The organism is Spongiivirga citrea, assembly GCF_010671565.1.
In the GTDB taxonomy this organism is placed as follows: Bacteria; Bacteroidota; Bacteroidia; order Flavobacteriales; family Flavobacteriaceae; genus Spongiivirga; species Spongiivirga citrea.
Genome location: NZ_JAABOQ010000004.1, coordinates 147502 through 167740 on the forward strand (window position 1 = coordinate 147502; position 20239 = coordinate 167740).

The 20239-nt window shown below is 33.3% G+C and carries 24 protein-coding genes; all 24 read left to right on the forward strand.

Annotated elements, in window-relative coordinates:
• The first annotated feature begins 31 nt into the window (after window positions 1-31).
• The 24 genes from GWK10_RS10050 (at window position 32) to GWK10_RS10165 (ending at window position 20152) form a co-directional block, all read left to right on the forward strand.
• Window positions 32-517, forward strand: a complete 486-nt coding sequence (locus tag GWK10_RS10050) for a hypothetical protein (RefSeq protein WP_164032190.1) — start codon at window positions 32-34, stop codon at window positions 515-517.
• 338 nt (window positions 518-855) lie between these two features.
• Complete coding sequence (locus GWK10_RS10055; RefSeq protein ID WP_164032192.1) at window positions 856-1296, forward strand: VOC family protein; 441 nt, start codon at window positions 856-858, stop codon at window positions 1294-1296.
• Between the two features lie 246 nt (window positions 1297-1542).
• Window positions 1543-2316 carry a DUF6090 family protein gene (locus GWK10_RS10060; protein ID WP_164031931.1) on the forward strand — a complete coding sequence of 258 codons (774 nt, stop codon included), beginning with the start codon at window positions 1543-1545 and terminating at the stop codon, window positions 2314-2316.
• Window positions 2317-2443: 127 nt separating this feature from the next.
• Window positions 2444-2947: a hypothetical protein gene (locus GWK10_RS10065; RefSeq protein WP_164032194.1), complete on the forward strand. Its 504-nt coding sequence runs from the start codon at window positions 2444-2446 to the stop codon at window positions 2945-2947.
• Between the two features lie 152 nt (window positions 2948-3099).
• Window positions 3100-4593, forward strand: coding sequence for a S41 family peptidase (locus GWK10_RS10070; RefSeq protein WP_164032196.1), 1494 nt, complete (start codon window positions 3100-3102; stop codon window positions 4591-4593).
• A 378-nt stretch (window positions 4594-4971) separates the two neighbouring features.
• Window positions 4972-6417 (forward strand): serine hydrolase, encoded by a 1446-nt coding sequence (locus tag GWK10_RS10075; protein WP_164032198.1) that lies wholly within the window; start codon window positions 4972-4974, stop codon window positions 6415-6417.
• 167 nt (window positions 6418-6584) lie between these two features.
• Window positions 6585-7283, forward strand: coding sequence for a hypothetical protein (locus GWK10_RS10080; RefSeq protein WP_164032200.1), 699 nt, complete (start codon window positions 6585-6587; stop codon window positions 7281-7283).
• A 10-nt stretch (window positions 7284-7293) separates the two neighbouring features.
• Complete coding sequence (locus tag GWK10_RS10085) at window positions 7294-7710, forward strand: VOC family protein (protein WP_164032202.1); 417 nt, start codon at window positions 7294-7296, stop codon at window positions 7708-7710.
• Window positions 7711-7854: 144 nt separating this feature from the next.
• On the forward strand, window positions 7855-8946 hold the full coding sequence (locus GWK10_RS10090) for a ligand-binding sensor domain-containing protein (protein WP_164032622.1): 1092 nt from the start codon (window positions 7855-7857) through the stop codon (window positions 8944-8946).
• A gap of 126 nt (window positions 8947-9072) precedes the next feature.
• Window positions 9073-9576: a GNAT family N-acetyltransferase gene (locus tag GWK10_RS10095; protein ID WP_164032204.1), complete on the forward strand. Its 504-nt coding sequence runs from the start codon at window positions 9073-9075 to the stop codon at window positions 9574-9576.
• A gap of 120 nt (window positions 9577-9696) precedes the next feature.
• On the forward strand, window positions 9697-10491 hold the full coding sequence (locus GWK10_RS10100) for a cation transporter (RefSeq protein WP_317164681.1): 795 nt from the start codon (window positions 9697-9699) through the stop codon (window positions 10489-10491).
• A gap of 258 nt (window positions 10492-10749) precedes the next feature.
• The gene (locus GWK10_RS10105; protein ID WP_164032205.1) at window positions 10750-11217 is read left to right on the forward strand and encodes an MGMT family protein; all 468 of its coding nucleotides are present in this window, start codon (window positions 10750-10752) and stop codon (window positions 11215-11217) included.
• 157 nt (window positions 11218-11374) lie between these two features.
• On the forward strand, window positions 11375-11632 hold the full coding sequence (locus GWK10_RS10110) for a hypothetical protein (protein ID WP_204263118.1): 258 nt from the start codon (window positions 11375-11377) through the stop codon (window positions 11630-11632).
• Window positions 11633-11921: 289 nt separating this feature from the next.
• On the forward strand, window positions 11922-12140 hold the full coding sequence (locus GWK10_RS10115; RefSeq protein ID WP_164032207.1) for a hypothetical protein: 219 nt from the start codon (window positions 11922-11924) through the stop codon (window positions 12138-12140).
• A 160-nt stretch (window positions 12141-12300) separates the two neighbouring features.
• Complete coding sequence (locus tag GWK10_RS10120) at window positions 12301-12678, forward strand: DUF2200 domain-containing protein (protein ID WP_164032210.1); 378 nt, start codon at window positions 12301-12303, stop codon at window positions 12676-12678.
• 249 nt (window positions 12679-12927) lie between these two features.
• Window positions 12928-14568, forward strand: a complete 1641-nt coding sequence (locus GWK10_RS10125) for a carboxypeptidase-like regulatory domain-containing protein (RefSeq protein WP_164032212.1) — start codon at window positions 12928-12930, stop codon at window positions 14566-14568.
• Window positions 14569-14713: 145 nt separating this feature from the next.
• A complete protein-coding gene (locus GWK10_RS10130; RefSeq protein ID WP_164032214.1) occupies window positions 14714-15307 on the forward strand; it encodes a Crp/Fnr family transcriptional regulator in 594 nt (197 codons plus the stop codon).
• A gap of 53 nt (window positions 15308-15360) precedes the next feature.
• A complete protein-coding gene (locus tag GWK10_RS10135; RefSeq protein ID WP_164032216.1) occupies window positions 15361-16005 on the forward strand; it encodes a hypothetical protein in 645 nt (214 codons plus the stop codon).
• A gap of 22 nt (window positions 16006-16027) precedes the next feature.
• Window positions 16028-16483, forward strand: a complete 456-nt coding sequence (locus tag GWK10_RS10140; protein WP_164032218.1) for a DoxX family protein — start codon at window positions 16028-16030, stop codon at window positions 16481-16483.
• Window positions 16483-17022: an NADPH-dependent FMN reductase gene (locus tag GWK10_RS10145; protein WP_164032221.1), complete on the forward strand. Its 540-nt coding sequence runs from the start codon at window positions 16483-16485 to the stop codon at window positions 17020-17022. Before GWK10_RS10140 ends, GWK10_RS10145 begins: the two co-directional genes overlap by 1 nt.
• 175 nt (window positions 17023-17197) lie before the next feature.
• A complete protein-coding gene (locus tag GWK10_RS10150) occupies window positions 17198-17851 on the forward strand; it encodes a DUF2306 domain-containing protein (protein ID WP_164032223.1) in 654 nt (217 codons plus the stop codon).
• A 145-nt stretch (window positions 17852-17996) separates the two neighbouring features.
• Entirely contained in the window at window positions 17997-18743 is a 747-nt protein-coding gene (locus GWK10_RS10155) for an amidohydrolase family protein (RefSeq protein ID WP_164032225.1), read from the forward strand.
• 215 nt (window positions 18744-18958) lie between these two features.
• On the forward strand, window positions 18959-19666 hold the full coding sequence (locus GWK10_RS10160; protein WP_164032228.1) for a TIM barrel protein: 708 nt from the start codon (window positions 18959-18961) through the stop codon (window positions 19664-19666).
• A gap of 93 nt (window positions 19667-19759) precedes the next feature.
• Window positions 19760-20152: a DUF1428 domain-containing protein gene (locus tag GWK10_RS10165; RefSeq protein WP_164032230.1), complete on the forward strand. Its 393-nt coding sequence runs from the start codon at window positions 19760-19762 to the stop codon at window positions 20150-20152.
• Window positions 20153-20239: the final 87 nt, after the last annotated feature.

Sequence of the window (20239 nt, forward strand, 5' to 3'; positions counted from 1 at the left end):
GCCGAGACCGTTACCTACAATTTGAAAAAAAATGACGCAAGATTTGAATTACTGGCTTTGTAACAAAGGAACTACTTGTGATAGTGATGATTTTGAAGATGGAAGTAGTGTCGAATTTATAAAAGAGGTTAGTTTAATAAAATTAAAAGACGGTAGATACCAAATATCTGAATTTGGAACTTTCAGAAACATTCTTGACGGATTTGGATATTCATTAATTGACAATGAAATAGCTGAAGTTCTCAAAAAATATGTTTTTGACCAAATTGAATTGAATCCAATAGTCATTTTCAGACGTGCAACCGATGAAGAATGGACAAACTATTCCGAATTGAAAATGAGAAACCAAATAGAATTTAAAGATTACTATAAAACGGAATCAATTGGTCTTAAAATTTATGGAATATTAAACGGACTTATTTATGTGTCGGCTGAATTGAAAAGTATAATCGAAAAAGAATTAACCGATTTAACTGATATCGAATTTAAAAGAGGATTGCCTCTTATGGCAGGATAAAAACTGTAGGTGACAACGCATATAATTTATAGCTCACTCAAGCTGAATCCAAGTCTCCCCTATTTTATATAACTTAGTCTTTCGGAATTAACCGAACATGCGGCTCTGCCATAGCTTCTGATTCGCACGCCTTTTGGTCCCTTCGAGAACCTCAGGGTCCAAAACGCTTCCGGCTCGCCCACGCGACCCTCTTGCCGAATCACACAGCCGCCAGACCGCTGCAAATCATATACGAAACCGTTGTACTGCATTAAAGAAAACGTTTATTTCAAAAACCAAGTGGGTTTCAATAAAATGAGACACAATAGTCTAATAAAAATCATAACTTTCAATTAAGTATGGACTTATCAGAATTTCCAATGCCAAAAGAAGGCTTTGTCGTAACCCAATTCTTAACAGTAAAAGATGCAATTAAATCCGCTAACTATTATGCTCAGGTTTTTGGTGGTAAAGTACTACATGAAGGACATCCATCATTTGTAAAACTTGCAAACACATGGTTAATATTGAATGAAGGTGGGGGGCCTACAGTAGATAAACCAGACTATTCTCTAGAAGCTCCTACACCAGAATCGCGTACTTTTCGCAGTTTTCTTAACATCCGCGTGGCGGATATTAAAGAATGTTATGAAGAATGGCAAAAAAGGGGTGCTAAGTTCCTAACCCCACCACAAGATATGGGTGCAGAATGGCGTAGCTATATTAAAGATCCTGACGGCTATATCATAGAGGTAGGACAAGCGAAACTGGATATGCCGAAATCATTGTCCAACAACTAAAAACGCAGTACAACAACGTATAACGCCAATAAGTTTTGGACAGTCAATAAAAATTCTAGAAAATAGAGCGCTCAGCAAGTTTGCGGTTCGGTTCGCGCACTATTTCTGTCAACGGAAGAGCCAAGCACTTTGCTTCTCATGGCAAAGAGCTTGTTTTGCGCTTTTTTACTACATTTATCAATGCCGGATGAAACTTACTGGCGTTATACAAACCCGTTGGGCTTCATTATCAGAAACCGCTAACCAATGATAAAATTCTTTAGAAAAATTAGACAAAAATTACTCTCTGAAAATAAATTCAGTAAGTATCTGATTTATGCAATTGGTGAGATTGTGCTAGTCGTTATCGGAATTCTTATTGCTTTACAGATTAATAATTGGAATCTTACACAACAAGATAGAAATACAGAGAAACAAAACCTTATAGCGCTTCAGAAAGAATTTTCAAAAAACAAAACTAAAATTCAAGAAGTTATCGAGCTAAATAATGAAAATATTTCAGGTGCAGAAAAGATGATGCAGTCTTTTAGTAATTCATCAAAAGACACTATTACAGAGCTGTCATTAGCTAATTATGCTAGTGACACCTTTGGTACAGAAATAAATTTTGAGCCTGAAACTGGCGTTCTTACAGAAATCATAAGCTCTGGTCAATTAAAACTTATCCAAAACAACGAGTTAAAACATAACTTGGCGGGATTACAAAGCAAGATTGATGAAATTAAACAACAAGAAAAAGAAGTTCTCGATTACCGACTGATGGCTATTAAAAAAATGATAAATGAAGGAAATATGGAAAGGGTTTATGCAGATATAGGAATCAGAAAGTCATATGTAAATACCTCTTTTGAAAATACGGGCATTAAATCAATGCTTAACTCTTTACCTTTTTTAAACCAGATCGTTTTATATCAGTCTAGCTCAAATGTCACTAATCGGGCCTTTTACGAGCCATTGAATAAAGAAATGGACATAATACTGGAATTAATAGCTAATCGTCTAAATGAACTTGAATTATAAAAAATAACGAAAGCACAACAATGGCTATAAGTAATTGCTTGTTTTCGCCTACTTCTGAAAATGAAAAAAATCGCCACAAGCAAATTAATGATTTGAACTTTTAATAATAGAATTAAAGAAGATAATTATGAAAGAAATACTTGAAGAATATGCTTTGATTGCTGAAATCATATCAGCCCTTGCTGTTATCATTTCATTGATTTTTGTTGGGTTACAAATAAGGAGTAATACTAAAGCAACACAAGCCTCAACTTTTCATGAGATTGCGGCCCTAGATATTCATATACTTCTGAGTTTAGGTTCTTCAAAAGAATCATCAAGAATAATTTCAACTTTCCGAGTGAATCCAGATGCCTTAACCGAAGAAGAACATAATCATGGTTTTCACTTGTTTGCTGCGGAAATTAGGCACGTTGAGAATCTATTTTTACAGAACGAAAACAAAATGTTGAGTAAAAAAAATTGGGAATCTAGAAAATCATTAGTTGATGGAATGTTACTAACCCCTGGCTTTGGAGCACTTTTAGAAAGTCCGAATAAACAATTTTTTGACGGTTATTTTATTCAATACGCAGAAAGTTTAAGAAAAAAACACTTAAAAAAGGATGACGATTTTGAAAATAAAAACTAAGCACAACAATGTATAACCGCAATTACGGCGAATTCGACTACGTCCGAATCCACTCAGAATTGCTAAAGCTTGTGCTAAACCGAAAATTAACGCACATTAACCCGTAACTGACGGTTATACGAGACCGTTAGGGCACAATTAAAAAAACGTCAATGAGAATCTATATAATCATTTTATTATCAATCTTCACGCTTACTTGCAAGGCGCAAAATGAAACAGAATATCTAACAAGAAGTGAAATTGAAAATGATTTAAAATTTTTAGACGATTTTATACAAAACCAATCTTCATATCAAGGATTAAACGGATTTGATTATCGTAAAGATTTTCACAAATATTTAGAACAAATAGATGGCAATAAAATATCAAAATCCGATTTCGGAATATTCTTAACTAAAACTATCGGTAAATTTGGCGACAGACATTCTTACATCAGAGGTTATGACTTGCCAAATAATTTATTTCTTCCATTTGTGGTTGCACCACTCAATGACAAAGTTGTTGCCTTAAATTACAACAAGTCGAAAAAAGAATATAATTTGCTTTATCAAAAATTTCCATTTCTAAAAGCAATAAATACTATTCAAATAGATGACTTTCTAAAAAAGATTATTCCAGAAGACATCAACGCACCTGAAATTGCATTACGGACAAGAAGTGTAAAACAATTAAAATATATGGCATACAACTACGCCATAATGAGAAAAACAATTCCAGAAAACTTCAAGTTTACGTTTACAAATGGGAAAACAGATACTATTGTTAAAATTCCACTTGAAAATAAGAGAAGTACATATATCACTTGGGATGAAAAATTTGCTCGTGTAAATAATCCAAGAAGAAAAGACCTTAATAAACCTGAATTAATCAAAAATCTATTCCATATTGATGAAGATGATATTGCTTATTTGAGAATCCCAAGTATGGTTGACCAAGAAGATGCTTCAGTATTTTTTCAGACTATAAATGAATTTATGAATAAGGCAAAATCAAGTGTGTCATTAATAATCGATGTAAGAGGAAATGGTGGTGGAACACGACATTTAATTAAAGAATTAGCAGGTTATTTTGTCCATCCCGATTCTACTTATATTGTAAATGCAACACGGCAAAGAGGAAAACTTCCTTTAAACGAAGACCTTAAAGATGATTTACACAATCGATTCTTATTTTCAAAAAACGAGTTGGATTACAAAGAACAAAGTTTAGTCGATAAATTTATGTCCACTTTTGTTCCAATGTATAATTTAGATGATAATAAATATAGTTTGTTTCATTACTTTATGTTAAATGGCAAAAAACTCACTAAAGACAAATACCATTATGATAAGCCAATTTATATATTGGCAAATGAAAAAAGTTTTAGTGCGGCTTCAGTTTTCGCTTCAGTTTTCAAAGGATTACCAAACATAAAATTAGTTGGAGTAAACACAGATGGTTCAAGCGGAAATAGTGAAAGATTTGAATTGCCTAACTCTAAATTACGTGGGAAAATAAGTACTATGGTTTCTTTTCAAAAAAATGGTCAGATTTTAGATGGAATTGGAACAGAGCCAGACATTAAAATAGAAAGGAATTTAGAACAAATTTTTTGGAAAGAAGATTACCAATTGAATAAACTAAAGAAACTAATTAGGGAGGAATAAACTGTGCCTAACATTGTATAAAAATAATAGCGGTTTAATCGCTAAAACAAAAGTGAAATATATAAATCAAACAACAGCGTCAAGCGGAATGGTAAGTGCATAAAAATCCGCTACTATTCTTATACGATACCGTTAAATCACATCTTCAACTTTACTCGTATATTTGGTTCATAAGCGTGAACTCCACAAGAAACTGCACACAACTAAGTGTATAGCACATAAGACTCGATTTATGACTCACGGTTAGGCCCGGCCATACGCTGTGGACGTTAGCCTTCATTAAAACCAAACCACAATTTTACAGTTAATTGACATTTTTTTTACAAATCAAAAGTTACAAGTTGGAAAAAAACAAGTAGGTTTAGTAAAACAAAGAATATGAAATTATTACATAAAATTTGCTTACTGTTTTTGGTAAGTTCTTGTTCTGGTCAATCCAATTCAAATACTGACAAAGGCGTAAATAGCAAGATTGATCAAATTGATAAAATCATCAGTTTGTACTCTGATTATGATCGTTTCAATGGAGCCGTTGCCATATCGCACCATGGAGATACTTTATATACAAAAGGATTCGGTTTTGCCAATATGGAATGGGATATACCCAATGAAACTGACACCAAATTTCAAATTGCTTCACTAACAAAATCGTTCACAGCAATGCTAATTATGCAATTGGTTAATGAAGGTACATTAGATTTACAAAAGCCAATTTCTACGTATTTACCCAATTACCCTAAGGATAACGCCAATAAAATAAACATTCATCAACTATTAACGCATACCTCTGGAATTCCGAATGCAAAAAGCGATAAAAAAGTAAATCGCCCAGAAGATTTGATCAACCAATTTGCCAATGAACAGCTTAATTTTGTTCCAGGTACAAACTTCGATTACAGTAATTCAGGATACACTTTATTAGGTTTCATCATTGAAACAGTTACAGGAAAACCCTATCAAAAGGTTTTAAAAGAAAAGATTCTTAATCCGCTAAAAATGGAAAATAGTGGGTTTTACAAACATGCGCCAATCATCAAAAAAATGTCTTCAGGTTACACAACGTGGTATCCAGATTATTTCGACGTCGACAAATCCGATGAATCTTCTGCATATTCTGCAGGCGGATTGTATTCGACGGTGGATGATATGTTGTTGTGGAATAAGGCTTTAACCGATGAAAGTTTATTGCCTAAAAAATATATGGATATGATTTTAACCAAACACAATCTAGATGGCGATGGTCATTACGGTTATGGTTGGGAATTGAAGAAGATGCGTATCGGAAACACTTCTAATAAAATAGAAACGATCGGTCATAGCGGTAGCATTTCTGGCTATCGAACATCAATTGTTCGTATTCCGAAAACGAATTCTTGCATAATACTATTTTGTAACAGCAGCAATTCATCTTTATATGGAATCATCAAAACTATTTTAGCAATTTTAAATGACAAAACCTACGACTTCCCATTGAAACCAATTGCACTATTTATGGATAGAATTATTGAGAAAGAAGGAATTGACGATGGAATTGCATTTTACAAAGCCAATAGTAACAATAGGGAATATTTCGTTTCCGAAGATGAACTCATTCTTTCTGGTTATCATTTTCTTAAAACCGACAATTTCAATGAGGCTCTAAAAATTTTCAAATTGGCTACAGAAACTTTTCCAAATAAATACAATCCGCATCACAGTTACGCCGAAGGTTTAATGAAAATTGGCAAGAAAAAAGAAGCCCTAGTGAGTTATAAAAAATCATTGGAACTTAATCCAAATAATGGAAGAGCAGCACGAATGATTGAGAAGTTAGAAAATGAATGAAAAAATAACGAAAGCATAACAACGTGCATAATTAATTGCTTGGAAGGCTCTAATGTTTACTCAAGAATTTCTTCCGAAACCCCCATTGCTTCTCCCCTTTTTACTATCTTATTGCTTAAAGCAACTAATCATATACAAACCGTTAACGGTAATAAAAAAAAGAGCACATGAAATTAAATACGATCGTTGGAATATTAGCTATCGTGATTGTTTGGTCCTGTACTCAGCTTAAACCAAAAAATGAGAATTCGAATACCCAACAATTGAAATTCAAATACGAACTAAAGATTGAAAATGGAACTAATCGCGGAACAAGCTATACTGATTCGAAAGGGACAGATTACATTATACGATATATCCCAATTACGGTTACAAATACCGATTCTGTTCCAATCCGTATTCAGCTTGACTTCTCTGAAGAATATAGTAGCCTGAAGGGAAGTAATAACAATAAAGTACTTATCCTTCCAGAAGTATTTGCTCTAGATGGAATAACATTAACTACCAAAAACCAAATTCTAATAGACAGTATGCAAATTGAATTACGGAAATACCTGGAAAAAAAATTAAGTGATCCTTATCAATTGGATAAGATTCTTCAACCCAATGAAAACATTTTAATAGCGGTTGGAATCCAATACAAACCAAATCAATCTGTACCTTCACCCCTTCCAAATGAGCTGTTTTTTCAAAGTGAAATATCCAACTATACAGAATGTAATAATCTAAACAATTACGCAGGTACAAGCAACTCTCAAATGTCTTTATGGCTTAAACTTAATTTTAATCAAGGAAGATCAAATGAAAATTGTATAATAATTCCATGCGGTCAAATTTCTTATCTAAAAAAGAAAATAATAATCTAAAATAAGCTCTATGACAAGGATGAATCCATACATTTATTTTAATGGTAATTGTGAAAAAGCATTCAACTTTTATGAAAGAGTTTTTCGCAAAGAGATTTCATACATTGGGCGCTATAAAGATGTTCCAAAAAAGGACAGACACATTTTCCAAGAAATGGACTTAGAAAAAATTATGCATGTTACTTTGGATATTAGTGCAGAAACAAGTTTGAATGGGGCTGACTATACAGAAGGATATGAAGAATCAAAAGGATATAGCAACTTTGGTCTTATCATCCACACAGACGGTAAAGATGAAGCTGACAGGCTATTTAACGAACTCTCCGAAGGTGGACAAAAAACATTGCCAATGCATACGACATTCTGGGGGTCTTATTATGGTAATTGCATTGACAAATTTGGCATTACATGGAAGATTACTGCGTAATTAATTAGACCTACAAAAAACGAATGCACAACAAAATATAGCGTATAAGACACTATTTATTGCTAACAGTGAGTCGCGCCTCACTTCGCCCTACACAGTGGACGTTTCTGGTAATTTGAAAAACCGTGTCCCCATTGAAAAAAAATGAATATTAGTCAAATAAAAATATTTCTATTAATTATAATTTCCGGCACCTTCTTATCGTGCAAAGGACAGGAAAAAACTGAATCAAAAACAATAGAAACCAAATCGTTAGAAATTGGAAAAACGGTTCTTAAACTCGACGACAGCATTTGGGTTGTATTTCAAGATACAAGCAATAATTATTGGTTCGGTAGCAATGGAAAAGGGCTTTACCATTTTGATGGAAAAATTTTAAGACTAATTACCTCAAAAGATGGACTGATTGACAACACGATTCGAGGAATACAAGAGGATCAAAAAGGTAATATTTACATTGAAACACCAGATGGAATTAGTCAATTTAATGGAAAAACATTTACAACATTGAAGGTTGTAAAAACAACTAAAAATCAGTGGAATCTTGAACCATATGACTTATGGTTTGGATATAACGCCAATGACTTATATCGTTTTGATGGAACTTCACTTTTTGAATTAAAATTACCAAGAAAAGATCTTAAAAAAGCCTTCGGAATAGAAACAGAAGATGTTCAATTTGAAGGAAACAAAAATAGTCCTTATGATGTTTTCGGGGTTAACAAAGATAAAGATGGTAATATTTGGTTCGGAACGGAAACTGCTGGTGCTTTTCGTTATAATGGCAACTCTTTTTTATGGTTTAGCGAGAAAGAACTTTCAACTCTTTCTGACGGACGAGTACCGGGTGTGCGTTCTATGATTCAAGACAAAGATGGGTATTTTTGGTTAAGTAATTTTTACAGCAAATATAAAATCAACCCAAGCTTAACTACAGGTTATGAAAAGCTGAAAGCTGTCGATTTACCCGAGGATATTGTGGAAGATAAGATACTCTACTTTAATTCGGGATTAACCGACAAAGAAGGAAACTTATGGATGACAACGTATGGTGGCGGAGTCTGGAACTATGATGGTCAATCAATATCAAATTACGAAATAAACAACGGGAAAGAAGATGTTTTACTAATTTCAATATTTCAAGACAATAATGGAATTATTTGGCTCGGAACTGATAATGATGGGGCTTATACATACGACGGAGAAACATTTAAGAAATTTGAACCCATTAGATAAAAAACTACTAGCAGCAATGCGTATAGCAAATAAGACCTGATTTATGGCTCACAATGAGGCGCGACTCACTTCGCTATACACACTTGACGTTGACAGTAAATAACACTGAATAAGAAAACAGCATTGATGAACATTCAATTTTCTCAAATAGAAATTACCGAAAAGAAAATAGTTTTAGACTTGTTTAAAGAAGCAGCTTTAAAAATCGAAAAAATGAATATTGACCATTGGCAATATTGGAAAAACCCACCTAAAGAAAAGATTGAATGGATACAAGAAGGAATAAAAAATAAAGAATTTTATTTTATAAAAAACACTGATTCTACCACTATCGGAATGGTTAGGATTTTGAAGGAAGATTTGTTGTATTGGGGTAAACAAAAGGAAAAATCTCTTTATATTCATTCATTGGTTGTTAAAGACAACAATGAAAATAAAGGAATAGGGAAAATCATACTTGAACAGATTAAAAATGATGCAAAAAATAAAGGTTATAAATATTTAAGACTTGATGCCGATTCTAAAAACTCAAAACTTTGCTACTATTATGAAAAACAAGGATTTGAAAAAGTTGGAATAAAAGAATTACCTCTTTCTATAAATAATCTTTATCAAAAGGAATTGAAATAAAAAACTACTGCCAACAACAGGAATGGAGAATAAGACGCGATTTATGGTTCCCTATAGGCGCGCCTCACTTCGCCATGCGCCATGGAGGTTGTAAGTAATGCTGGAAAACCAACAATCCAAGTGAATAAGACAATATTTGAAATTACCCAAATGGACTGTCCTTCAGAGGAAAATCTAATCCGAATGAAATTGGACGGAATTTCGAGTATTGCGAATTTGAACTTTGATATTCCGAATCGAAAATTGACCGTTTTTCACAGCGGAGAAATTGACCAAATCGAAAAATCCGTTATCGAACTAAATTTAGGCGGAAAGAAAATCTCAACTGAACAAACCGACCAAACAGCATTTAAAGAAAATAAAAATCAGAAAAAACTACTTTGGTCTGTACTTGCCATAAATTTCGCGTTTTTCATAATCGAAATGACGACTGGAATAATTTCAAAATCTATGGGATTGGTTGCCGACAGTTTAGATATGCTCGCAGACAGTTTTGTATATGGAATTAGTTTGTTTGCAGTTGGCGGAACAGTAATAAAGAAAAAACGGATTGCAAAACTTGCAGGATATTTTCAAATAACACTTGCAATTATTGGATTTGTAGAAGTGTTAAGGAGGTTTTTTGGAGATGAAAAACTTCCCGATTTTTTCACAATGATTGTCGTTTCGATTTTTGCACTTATCGCAAACGGAATTTGTCTTTACATTTTGCAAAAGTCCAAGAGTAAAGAAGAGGCACATATGAAAGCGAGTATGATTTTCACCTCTAATGACGTGATAATTAATTTAGGTGTAATAATCGCGGGGCTTTTCGTGAATTGGTTGAATTCGAGCAAACCTGATTTGGTTATTGGTACGATCGTATTTACTTTAGTCATACAAGGAGCATTCAGAATATTGAAATTAAGTAAATGAATAAAATAAAGCACTAACTACAACAATGTGTATAATTAATTACTACCGATTTTCACTTCGGAAAATCACTAGCATTAATTATCTTAGTCAACAGCGGAATGTTTCTTGCAAACCATCCCACGAATAACCATGCACAAACCGTTGAGATGCAATTACGTGAGGTACGCCTCACTTTGCCATACACAGTGTACGTTATGCAACATCACTTATATATTATCATATTTAACAAAAAAATAAAAGGCATTATTAAAATTAAACATGAAAAAATCTTGGCGTGAATATATTAATACTGTTGAAGAGAAAATTCATGATATAACTCCTGAATGGGAAAGTAAAATGGGAAAGGGTAAAATTTTAATTCCTAAACCATTAGACATCGAACGAATTATTAATCGTACTAAAAAGGGAGAACTATTAACAACTGATATAATTAGAGAGCAATTAGCTAAAGAAAAAAATGTTAGGTTAACAGCCTCCGCTCCAACCAAAATTTATTTAAAGCATATAGCATTCGCTGCGGAAGAAGAAATTGCAGAAGGAAACGATAATATCACTCCGTATTGGAGAGTCTTATTGCCGAAAGGCTTAATCAATGAAAAATTTCCTGGAGGATATGAAAAACAGCAGAAATTATTAAAGTCCGAAGGCCATAAAATAGAACAGTATGGGAAAAGAAAAAAGATTCCTAAAGTAGTTTCTTTTCAAGAATCATTAATAAAGTTTTGAAAAATAACGTTGTACAACAACTACTATAATTCATTACGGTGGAATTTCCTAAACGGAAATTCTTATCTTTCAATGATGGCTTGATTCTCTCGGAATATCCTAACGGACGATTCTCCATCGAAATCATAACCCAACCTTTAGTCTTCATTACCAACCAATGATAAAATTCTTTAGAAAAATTAGGCAAAAAATGCTGAATGAAAACAAGTTCAGTAGATATTTAGTTTATGCTATCGGCGAGATACTTTTAGTTATCATTGGTATTTTAATTGCCATACAAATCAATAACAAAAACACAGAAAGAATTGAAAGAGAAATCTTCGAAAGCAACTTGCAGTATGTGCTTGAGGATATAGAGAAAGATAAAGCAGATTTATTAGTAATAAAAGAGAGAAGGGAGATTGTAAAGAATTAAATTTATTCTGAATGCAGTAAAAGATAATAAAACACTTACCCCTATCGAATTTAGGAATCTTCAATTGGCAGTATTACCATAGAAATAACAGCGGGTTCGAAAGAATATTATCGAGTAATTTATATGAATCGGATGAATTTTTCGAGGTAAGAGAAAAAATCAAGGCGTATGATGAAATCAATAATGGCTATAGCGATACTGAAAAAAGATTAAATGAATTTCTTGAGGAAATGGAAATTGAAATGTTTAAGGAGGGTTCAAATTTAGAGTATCTTGAATATATTAATCTATGCAAAGTGTTAACTGGAAACCTGACGCTAAAACGCAAGTTGAAATTGATAATTTCAAAATAAATTTCGATCAATTTATTACTAATAACCCAACAATGCTTTCTGCATTGCGACGCAGTTTAGTAATTATTCCTAGTATGATAACCATTTCTGATATGACTATAAATTCGGGTGAAGAAGTGAGGCTAGAGATTGAAGGTTATTTGAAGAAGAAATAACAAAATGCTAAAAAGGCGCATAGTTAATTGAGGCTGAATTTCTAATCGGAATTTGTTCCCTACTAAACAATGGTCTCTTCCTCTTTTATTATCTTAGTTGCTAATCGCAACTAACCATGCGCAAACACCTTAGCAGCAATAAATTAAAAATCATATAAAAATGAAAGTTACAGCCGAAAAAAATGAAAAAGTCGCTAAAATGATATTTGCATCCATTTATCCGCTTTACCTTAATAGATTGGAGAAAAATGGTAGAACAAAAGAAGAACTCAACCAAGTAATTAAATGGTTTACTGGTTTTGATCAAGATGCTTTACAAGCACTTATTGATGAAAAAGCAACTTTTGGAACATTTTTTCAAAAAGCTGAAATACATCCTAACGCACACTTAATTAAAGGAGTCGTTTGTGGTTATCGAATTGAAGAAATAGAGGACGAATTTGAATTATATAAACAATGCAGACAAATGGAGAAGCTGATTGATGAATTGGCAAGAGGTCGTAAAATGGAAAAAATTTTGCGTGAAGAAAAAAAGTAGAAATTGGTGTTAACAGCGAGTATTCAATGCTTGGGTATAAGCTTCATTTAAAATTAAATCCTTGAGAAATTGAAAATCCTATTTAAAACACATTGGGATTTCTAGGTAGATTTGCTCAAATGTAATTTGCTCGAAATAAAATAAAATTCTAAACTCCAAGGTTTACCTATTTTTATTATATCGCAGAATCTTCGGACTCTACGCTATATGGTTGATTCAAATAAGAAAAAAACCAAAAACCTTTTAGCCATGAGAGAAAAATTGCCAATTCATTTGTTTTTTCTTTTGCTATTTCTAGGAGCAAATTCTGTTTTATCTCAACGGTCTGAATATATTATTGGTAAGCTCGTAGATTCTACAACTCAAGAGCCTATTGCCTTTGCCACCATCCGAATAAAGGACCGATCTTTAGGTATTATCTCGAATACGGATGGTAGTTTCAAAATTCCATTAAGATATAAAGAGTACGGTAATATTATCGAGATATCCTCTATGGGATATCAGACAAAAGAGATCTTGATTGAATCTTTTTCAGTCGACGAATTGAACAATGTGAAACTTCAACCGGCGACATTAGAATTGGAAGAGGTCGTAGTATTCGCGAAGAAGAAAAAGCAACTTACTGCAAGACAAATAGTTCGCAGAGCCTTACGGTCTATACCTAAAAATTACCCAGTCGAACCTTTTTCTACCATAGGTTATTATCGTGATTACCAATTAGACAGTTTGCGATATGTAAATCTCAATGAGGCCATATTAGAAGTATTTGACCAAGGCTTTAATACCACAGATTCCGTTAAAACTAAAGTTAAGATTTTCGACTTCCTAAAGAATACTGACTTTAAGAGAGACTCCTTAGCAATGCTATCGTACGACTATCAATTCAAAGAAGGTCGCAAGGTTATCGATAAGGCTTTTTTATCGTCTTATGGCGGTAATGAATTTACTATTTTAAGGGTGCACGATGCTTTGCGCAATTATAAAATCAATTCTTACTCTTTTGTACATCGCCTTAAATCTGACTTACTTTCTGAACACAAATTCAAAAAAGAGCCCGATACTTTTCTAGATGACGAGCCATTTTATACTGTTAAGTTTGAGAAACTAACTTCGGACTATAGTGCCTATGGCACAATGTACATTTCGAAAAGAAATTTTGCCATCCGCAAGATGGAATATACTACCTATGACCGCACAAGAAAGTTGCCTAATGGCATTATCAACAAGCACAAAACAAATAACCAACTGATTTTTGAGATTATCACGGAATATCACCCTACAAATGAAAAGATGTACCTTAATTACATCTCTTTTCATAATGTTTTTCAGCTTTGGGATCCACCAAAGTTCGTTTTGGACTACACAAGTGTAGACATCGATCAAAAGCGTTTTATGATTTCTTTTAATCGAACACCCGATTTGCAAGCCGCTTTAAACAAGGATAACTATGTATTTAAATACAAGGAAAAAGAAATAGATTTCACAAAAATTAAACTTGATATTAGTGATAAAAATAGAAAAACGCTGTTCTTATACCCCAAGATGAGCCGTGACAAGGCTGAAAAAATGTTTAGCTCAATAGCTGCGGCTGCTAGAAAAAAACCTATCGATTCTTTGTTATTAAGTGTTCAAGCATACAATATAAGAGATTTGGACGGCAATTTGATTAATGAATGGACTTCTAGAGACTACGATCAATTTCGGGAATTTTTTGTTCAAGAAGTAAAAACGAATGTAAAAAGCCCAAGTCAATTGGATAGTCTATTTATGGATAAGCGAAGGCCTATATTCAAAGACCAACCAATAACAAAACCTGATAATTTTAACGATTATTGGATGAATACGCCTCTTCAAAATGTAAAAACTAAAGGCTATTCAAGGAATAACTAGTTTAGAAACTTAAATAGGGACATAAGCACTAAATTTCAAGGCTTGAACCTGTTTCCCAAGCCTGCTAAATAGTATTGATAGGCGGTACTGCTTTGTTATTTACTATTAATTATTTAAATTAAAATCATTAATAATTAAGACCGAATTGATTTACAAAGAATCACATGCACTAATACTTAATAATATAGCTAGGTTTATTGATTTAACCGAGTTAGAAAAGCAAAAATACCTCTCTTTACTAACTGATATAAAAGTTAAAAAGAAGGCATTTTTAATGCAGGCAGGTGATTTCGCCAAATATGAGTATTTTATAATAAAAGGATGCTTAAAGGTGTATACGTTAGATGAAGATGGTGCGCCCTACATTTCCATGTTTGCTGTAGAGGATTATTGGACCGGAGACATGGCTAGCTTTATGACCAAAGAACCAACACCTTATTTTATAAAAGCTACAGAGCATTCAGAATTATTAGGTATCTCTAGGGCTAATTATGATTTACTGTTTCAAGAAATACCAAAATTTGAGAGGTTTTATCGTATACTATATCAAAGGTCGCTTGTAAGTTATATAAGACGTTCTAATCATGGTATATCTTTAACTGCTGAGCAAAGATATATCGAGTTCAAAAAGAAATATCCAAAAATTGTCAATAGAATTACCCAAAAAGACTTAGCTGCTTATATTGGTATTACGCCAGAATTTATGAGTAAAATTATTTCGAAAGTCAACAGAATGTAAAAGTCTTAAACTAGTTCATTTTTTTTCATGTGCTCTTGGCGGAATTTTGAAGCATGAGAAAAATAATATTCATCGTTTCACTTATTTCCATTGGGCTTGTTCATCACTTGCAAGCACAATTTACACAAGTAGAACTGTTTTCTGGTTTTGATAAAACAGATTTTATATTCCTCTCAAGTTCTACTCTAAATGCCCGCCAAACGCTAAGCCTAAATACGCTAGCTTTCTTTCAAAGGTTTAAAGATAAAGAAAGTCAAGGCTTCGATGAGATAGGTGTACAGCCAACACTATTCTGGAATATTAGTAAGAATATAGCAATTGGTCCATCATTATATTACAACAGCTTTGCTGGTTATTCGGAACGTTTGTCAGCAAAGTTCGCACTAAAAAATTCACACGTATTATTTGTAATTATTTCTACAGTTGCCCATTCTGAGAAAACGGGCACTAGCTATGCCGAAGCCTTTGCACAGTTTCAATTAAACATACCAACAAACGATAAAACATGTCTTTGGTTAAATGGACAGTTATTGACTGTCTGGAATGAATTTAAAACCCATTCAAGGAGTTATCAGCAATTGCGGGCAGGTGTGTCATTTAGTGAGCATCAATTTGGTATTGGTCTAGACTTTGACCAGTATGGACTTAAACCTATAGAAAAATCATCATTTGGCATGTATTACCGAAAAACTTTATAAATCATTTTAAATCCTAAACATTATGAGAAATACAGTAAAAAAACTTTTAACAACGCATCCAAATATTGGATTTAGCATTGCACGATTAACGCTTGGTTTAGTAATATTTCCTCATGGTGCACAAAAATTATTAGGACTCTTCGGAGGTTATGGTTATTCAGCAACTATGGAATCATTTACTACACAAATGGGTTTACCAAGTATGGTAGCCTTCTCAGTAATAATGATTGAGTTTTTCGGCTCTATATCGTTGGTCCTAGGATTCTTTAGTCGATTTTGGGCAGTCTCAATTGCAGGAATGTTCATGGGTATTATTACTACGCAATTAGAAAATGGCTTTTTTATGAATTGGTATGGCAATCAAGCGGGCGAAGGTTACGAATTTTCTCTTCTAGTAATCGGTCTTGCCTTAACAATAGTAGTTAATGGTGGTGGGAAATGGTCCATGGATCATCTAATCTCTAAAAAACAGTCATAATGAAAAAAATAATCACAATAGCAGGCAGTAACAGCCAAAAATCTATCAACAAAAGTTTAATATCCTATACCACTAGTCTATTGGAAAACCTTGAAATTATTTCAATCGACTTAAACAATTATGTTTTACCAATATATGGAGTTGATTTTGAAGCCGAAAATGGGATACCAACGGCAATTAAAAGGCTAGACGAGTTATTCAACGAGGCTGACGGTTTTATCATATCTCTTGCTGAACATAATGGATCTTATACGGCTGTATTTAAAAATACTTTAGACTGGTTGTCTCGCGCAAGTATGAAAATATGGAGAGAAAAACCAATGCTATTAATGGCGACTTCACCTGGTGGTAGAGGCGGTACAACAGTATTGCAATCGGCTAAGGCATATTTCCCATACTTAGGGGGTAATGTAATTGCAGATTTTTCATTGCCAAATTTCTATGATAATTTTTCGAAAGGTGAAATTTTCGATAATGCATTAAAAGAAGAATTGAGCCAGAAAAAACTTCTTTTTGAACAGCATTTGAATACTAAATAGGTTGAAAAATACCTAAGACTTAAAACGAAACGCACCTCTGAAAAGTATCAACAATTATAAACCCTTAAAACTCAAAAATTAAGTATCTTCACTAACAAACAATTACGAATCGCGAAAACAAAGCATACCAGCCAAAACACCTTGAGGGCTTTATGCGGTGACCACTGCAAGCTGAATGAATAAGTTAATAACCAACATATTAATCGGAATTTCAGTTCTATTGATTTTATTTGCCATAGGCGAATCAATTGGAAGAATAGGTGACTTACAATTAGCAAAAGTAAACCCCAGCATTTTTGAACCAAATTCTCACGACTTACATTATGCAGAAAATGCTGCAATAATGTATATACACGTGATTGCGGGTATGATTTTTTTGCTTACTGGTTCTTACCAACTTATTCCTTACCTGAGGCGAAAATATATTCATATTCACAGGCTCATCGGAAAATTATTTTTGTTGATTAGCTTTATCGTTTCGATATCTGCTATTTCTATTGCAGTGCTAATTCCTTTTGGTGACATTTTAGAAACAATTTCTAATTTGATTTTTGGAACCTATATTCTGTATGCAACAATTAAGGGATATACTACAATTAGAGCAAAGAAGGTTATTGAACATAGTCATTGGGTGCGAAGAATTTTCTTCCTATCACTCTCTATTGCAACAATAAGACTAATTATGATTACAGGAATTGTAATTAATGGACTAAGTATAAAAGAAGTAATGGGAGTTTCATTTTTACTCGGTTTCTTTTTACACTTTGTAGTTATTGAGCTTTGGATAAATAAACAGAAGAAAATAAGGCTTAATAGAGCTAGCATCTAAAAATATATAGCCGCAATTATAATTGCTTAGGCTGCATCAGAATCCACATGGAATTGATAGCGCGACTTGTAAACCGAAATTCAGTAACTTTTACTCCGTAACTTATCGCACACACAAATATTAAATCTTGGCGGTAGTTTAAAAAATGAAAATATTTGACTCCCATTTTCACATCATAAATCCAAAGTTTCAACTGGTGGAAAACAATGGGTATCTACCTCCCGAATTTACGGTTGATAATTATAGGAAAGATATCAAAGATTTAAAAATTATTGGCGGAGCGATAGTCTCAGGGTCTTTTCAAATGTTTGATCAAGAGTACTTGTTAGAAGCTTTAAATATACTTGGAGAAAACTACTTCGGGGTAGCTAATATTCCAATCAGTTTAAGTTCAGATAAGTTAAATCTATTGAATAAATCAAATATATGTGCAGTAAGGTTTAATCTTAAAAGAGGGGGCTCAGAGAGCTTGGAGAATTTGGTAGAACTTTCAAATAAGCTTTATGATACTTATGGTTGGCATACTGAACTTTATGTTGATAGCAATGACTTAAAAGAGTTGAAACCTATCCTTGAGCAAATTCCTAAATTTTCAATCGACCATTTAGGATTGTCAAAAAATGGACTGATGGAATTATATTATTGGACTGAAAAGGGTGTGAAAATAAAAGCTACTGGATTCGGACGGCTAGACTTTGATCCCATTAGCGTAATGAAAAAAATTCATTCAATTAATCCGAATGCTCTAATGTTCGGAACAGATTTACCCTCTACCAGAGCGAAAGTTCCTTTTACAGTCAAAGATTTAAAATTGATAAAGGACAATTTTTCAGAGAACGAACAAAAACGAATATTTTACGAAAATGCCACTGAGTGGTACAGAAAAGACTAAAGCCGCACATGGCATTACATTCTTGAGAACAATGATTTAATAATTACAAACAAGGGATGAAAAACTTAATTAAATTAATCTACTGCTTTCTAATATACTTGGTTGTTTGTTCATGTGCTAAACATGTCGAAAATTCAAACAACCTCAAGGATCTAACTCCTTGGTGTATTGTTAACTTCGACTCATTAGAAAGATCCCCAAAAGAGCGTATTAAAATGCTTAAGGAAATGGGCTTTACGAAATACGGGTATAATTGGGATAATAGGCATTTGCTCGAAATGAAAGATGAATTTAAACTCGCCAAAGAAAATGATATTGAAATAGTGTCCATATTCCTATGGCTTAACGCTAAAAGGGATAGTATAGGAAAATTGAGTCCATCCAATGAAAGAATGTTATCTATATTAAAGGATGTTGAGAATAAGCCCATAATATGGCTTAGCTTTAGCAATAATTATTTTGAAGATCTAAACCAGGAACAATCCATTTCTTTGGCCATTGAATTCATTAAATTCATAAAACTTAAGGCGGATACAATAGGCTGTAAAGTGGCACTGTATAATCATCATGGGTGGTTTGGCAATCCGCATAATCAAGTTGAGATTATAGAATTACTGCCTCAAGACTCTTTGAGCATGGTTTATAATTTTCATCATGCGCATCAATATGTAGATGAATTCCCAGAAATTGCAAAAAAAATAAAGCCCTATTTGTCCTATGTTACTATTAATGGAATGAAAAAAGAAGGCCCAGAGATTCTCACCATTGGCGAAGGAGATTACGAAAATGAGATGATTAATATTTTATTGGATGAAGGATTTGTAGGTCCTTGGGGCATTTTGGGACATATTAAATCAGAGGATGTTCAAGAGGTTTTAGAACGTAATATCAACGGATTAAAATCACTTGAATTAAGTAAATAAGAGGCGATTCATGGCTAGCCCTAAGGCAGTGCCTATAATAATATGCTTTAGAGATTATACAACGGCTAAAAACTCAATAAAATAAACGATGATATGGAAAATTATATAGATGGATTTGTATTTCCGGTTCCAAAAATTCACCTAAACGAATACAAAAGTGTCGCCGAAAAGGTAGCCGAAATTTGGAAAGAATATGGGGCAGTTGCTTACTACGAATATGTTGGGGAAGACTTGACTTTAACCGGTACTCGCTCTTTCGTTGAAATTGTAGATGCAAAAGAAGATGAAGCGATTGTATTTGGTTGGGTTCTTTTCCCTTCCAAAGAGATTCGTGATGTGGCAAACAAACAAGTTCCTAATGACGCAAGAATAGCAGAATTGGTCGCGCCATTGTCCAACCCCAAAAGATTGATTTTTAATGCAGAAAGAATGATTTACGGAGGGTTCCAATCCCTTGTCCAGTCACATGGTAGCGGAGCTGAATAAACAGCTAATTTCACCTTTTAAATGTTAAACAAAGGTGGTTGCTTTTAAAATCGGAAAGTCTACAAGCATTTCTACTTCTAGCTTACT

Coding starts and splice junctions, on each gene's coding strand:
- GWK10_RS10110 (WP_204263118.1), top strand. CDS start 11,375: ATGATAAAATTCTTTAGAAAAATTAGGCAAAAAATGCTGAATGAAAAC.
- GWK10_RS10055 (WP_164032192.1), top strand. CDS start 856: ATGGACTTATCAGAATTTCCAATGCCAAAAGAAGGCTTTGTCGTAACC.
- GWK10_RS10145 (WP_164032221.1), top strand. CDS start 16,483: ATGAAAAAAATAATCACAATAGCAGGCAGTAACAGCCAAAAATCTATC.
- GWK10_RS10060 (WP_164031931.1), top strand. CDS start 1,543: ATGATAAAATTCTTTAGAAAAATTAGACAAAAATTACTCTCTGAAAAT.
- GWK10_RS10150 (WP_164032223.1), top strand. CDS start 17,198: ATGAATAAGTTAATAACCAACATATTAATCGGAATTTCAGTTCTATTG.
- GWK10_RS10140 (WP_164032218.1), top strand. CDS start 16,028: ATGAGAAATACAGTAAAAAAACTTTTAACAACGCATCCAAATATTGGA.
- GWK10_RS10105 (WP_164032205.1), top strand. CDS start 10,750: ATGAAAAAATCTTGGCGTGAATATATTAATACTGTTGAAGAGAAAATT.
- GWK10_RS10125 (WP_164032212.1), top strand. CDS start 12,928: ATGAGAGAAAAATTGCCAATTCATTTGTTTTTTCTTTTGCTATTTCTA.
- GWK10_RS10075 (WP_164032198.1), top strand. CDS start 4,972: ATGAAATTATTACATAAAATTTGCTTACTGTTTTTGGTAAGTTCTTGT.
- GWK10_RS10165 (WP_164032230.1), top strand. CDS start 19,760: ATGGAAAATTATATAGATGGATTTGTATTTCCGGTTCCAAAAATTCAC.
- GWK10_RS10085 (WP_164032202.1), top strand. CDS start 7,294: ATGACAAGGATGAATCCATACATTTATTTTAATGGTAATTGTGAAAAA.
- GWK10_RS10050 (WP_164032190.1), top strand. CDS start 32: ATGACGCAAGATTTGAATTACTGGCTTTGTAACAAAGGAACTACTTGT.
- GWK10_RS10160 (WP_164032228.1), top strand. CDS start 18,959: ATGCTTAAGGAAATGGGCTTTACGAAATACGGGTATAATTGGGATAAT.
- GWK10_RS10065 (WP_164032194.1), top strand. CDS start 2,444: ATGAAAGAAATACTTGAAGAATATGCTTTGATTGCTGAAATCATATCA.
- GWK10_RS10095 (WP_164032204.1), top strand. CDS start 9,073: ATGAACATTCAATTTTCTCAAATAGAAATTACCGAAAAGAAAATAGTT.
- GWK10_RS10155 (WP_164032225.1), top strand. CDS start 17,997: ATGAAAATATTTGACTCCCATTTTCACATCATAAATCCAAAGTTTCAA.
- GWK10_RS10070 (WP_164032196.1), top strand. CDS start 3,100: ATGAGAATCTATATAATCATTTTATTATCAATCTTCACGCTTACTTGC.
- GWK10_RS10135 (WP_164032216.1), top strand. CDS start 15,361: ATGAGAAAAATAATATTCATCGTTTCACTTATTTCCATTGGGCTTGTT.
- GWK10_RS10090 (WP_164032622.1), top strand. CDS start 7,855: ATGAATATTAGTCAAATAAAAATATTTCTATTAATTATAATTTCCGGC.
- GWK10_RS10080 (WP_164032200.1), top strand. CDS start 6,585: ATGAAATTAAATACGATCGTTGGAATATTAGCTATCGTGATTGTTTGG.
- GWK10_RS10120 (WP_164032210.1), top strand. CDS start 12,301: ATGAAAGTTACAGCCGAAAAAAATGAAAAAGTCGCTAAAATGATATTT.
- GWK10_RS10115 (WP_164032207.1), top strand. CDS start 11,922: ATGCAAAGTGTTAACTGGAAACCTGACGCTAAAACGCAAGTTGAAATT.